At 67.6% G+C, this 2,352-nt stretch carries 2 protein-coding genes; one reads left to right on the top strand and one right to left on the bottom strand.

Features of this window, described 5'->3' with window-relative positions; translation table 11 throughout:
* On the top strand, nt 1-683 hold a 683-nt coding region (locus F6S12_RS31205; protein WP_409999881.1), incomplete at its 5' end, for an ammonium transporter.
* Between the two features lie 62 nt (nt 684-745).
* On the opposite strand, the gene F6S12_RS31210 is transcribed toward F6S12_RS31205, so the two are convergent.
* Nucleotides 746-2,352 (bottom strand): cation:proton antiporter (locus tag F6S12_RS31210; RefSeq protein ID WP_315869802.1); only part of this gene is annotated, 1,607 nt, incomplete at its 5' end.

A 2,352-nucleotide genomic window follows, 5' to 3' on the forward strand; every position in this document is an offset into this window, starting at 1 on the left:
GGCTGGCCCTGGCCGCGGTGCTGTTGCTGGGGCCGCGCAATGGCCGCTACCGCGACGGCAAGCTGGTGGCGTTCGCGCCGTCGAGCATTCCGTTCCTGGCCCTGGGGTCGTGGATCCTGATTGTCGGCTGGTTCGGCTTCAACGTCATGAGCGCCCAGACCTTGCAGGGCGTCAGCGGGCTGGTGGCGGTGAACTCGCTGATGGCCATGGTGGGCGGTACGGTGGCGGCGCTGATCGTCGGCCGCAACGACCCGGGCTTCCTGCATAACGGCCCGCTGGCCGGGCTGGTGGCGATCTGCGCCGGCTCGGACCTGATGCACCCGGTGGGCGCCTTGATCACCGGCGCCATTGCCGGAGCGCTGTTCGTCTGGTGCTTCATCGCCGCGCAGAGTCAATGGAAGATCGACGACGTGCTCGGGGTCTGGCCGTTGCATGGCCTGTGCGGTGTATGGGGCGGCATTGCCTGCGGGATCTTTGGCCAGAGTGCCCTGGGCGGCCTGGGTGGGGTCAGCCTGGTCAGCCAGTTGATCGGCACCGGCCTTGGGGTGGCGGTGGCGCTGCTGGGCGGCCTGGCCGTGTATGGGGTGATCAAGGCGGTCTGCGGGCTGCGCCTGACCCAGGAACAGGAGTACTACGGCGCCGACCTGTCGCTGCACAAGATCGGCGCGGTGAGCCAGGACTGAGACGACGCCCCTGGTATTGATGACCCTGGGCGCTCGCCGCCCGGGGTTTGGTCTGGGTGGCTTCAACCGGCTTGCAGGCGTGCTTCGCAAGCCTCGATGGCCGCCTGCGGGCCGGACACCAGCACCCGGTCGCCGGCTTGCAGGCGCGGGCTGGGGTTCAGCGGCAGGTCGTTGCCATTGCGTTGCACCCCGCGTATATCAACGCCCAGTGCCTCCAGGCCCAACTCCTGCAATGGCCGGTTGCAGGCGTAGGCATCGGCGTCGAGGCTGACGGCGTGCATCTGCACTGCCGGCGGTTCGCGGTTGTCCTGGGCGCTGTTCTGGGTGCCGTGATAGAAGCCGTGCAACAGTTGGTAGCGGCTGTGGCGCACTTCATCCACGGTGCGCTGCACTCGCTGCTCCGGCAGGCCGAGCATGATCAGGGCATGGGAGGCGAGCATCAGGCTCGACTCCAGCAGTTCGGGCACCACTTCGTTGGCGCCGGCGGCCTTGAGTTCCGCCAACTGGCTGTCATCGCGGGTGCGCACCAGGATCGGCACCGTGCGGTCCAGGCGGCGCGCCGCCTTGAGCACCGTCAGCGCGATATCGCTCTTGTCCACTGCGATCACCAGCAGCCGCGCCCGTTCCAGGCCGACTGCGGCCAGGAGGTCGCCGCGCCGGCAGTCGCCGTAGTGCACGCAGCTTTCTCCCGCAGACGCTTCCTGGACCCGCACCGGATCATCGTCCAGGGCGATGTAGCGCAGTTGCTCGTGGCGCAGGAAGCGGCCAATGGACTGGCCGACGCGGCCATACCCGCAAATCAGTACATGGCCTTGCAGCTCGGCGTTCTGCGCGCTGATTTCCTCCAGTTGCGCGGCCTGGTTGGGCTTGCGGTGCAGGCGGGCGGTGATGACCGGCGCCGCTCGCAGCAACAGCGGGGTTACCAGCATCGAGCAGAAGGTGGCGGCCAGCAGCAGGCTGCTGATGTCGGGCGGGATCATCTGGCTGAGCTGCATCTGCGCCATCAGGGCGAAGCAGAATTCACCGCCCTGGGCCAGGGCCAGGCCGCTGCGCCAGGCGGTTTCGCCATCGCTGCCGCGCAGCTTGAGCAGGGTCGCCACCACCGAACCCTTGATCAGCAGCAGGGCCAGGGTCAGGCCGGTGATCAGCAGGGCATGGTCGATGAACAGTTGCAGGTCGATGAGCATGCCGATGCTGACGAAGAACAGCCCCAGCAGAATGTCGCGGAACGGGCGGATGTCGGCCTCGATCTGATGCCGGTAATGGCTTTCCCCCAGCAGCATGCCGGCGAGGAAGGCCCCCAGAGCCGGTGACAGGCCCAGCAGGTGGGTAAGCCAGGCGGTGAGCAGGACGATCACCAGGGCCAGCAGCACAAAGAGTTCGGCGGAGTGCGAAGCGGCCACTTCATGGAACAGCCGCGGCAACAGCCAGCGGCTTGCCAGCAGCAGGCCGACGAACAGCACCACGGTCTTGCCCAGGGTCGCCGGCAGGGCCCAGTACCAGGCGTGCTCGCTGCTGCCGGCGAAGACCGGCACCAGGGTCAGCAACAGCACCGCCACCACGTCCTGGAACAGCAGCACGCCAATGGCGTTCTGCCCGTGGCTGCTGAAGATCTCGCCAAGGCTGGTCAGTTCCTTGCTGACGATGGCGGTGGAGGACAGGGCCAGCC

It is taken from the genome of Pseudomonas sp. JV245A, from assembly GCF_032424515.1.
Lineage (GTDB): Bacteria > Pseudomonadota > Gammaproteobacteria > Pseudomonadales > Pseudomonadaceae > Aquipseudomonas > Aquipseudomonas protegens.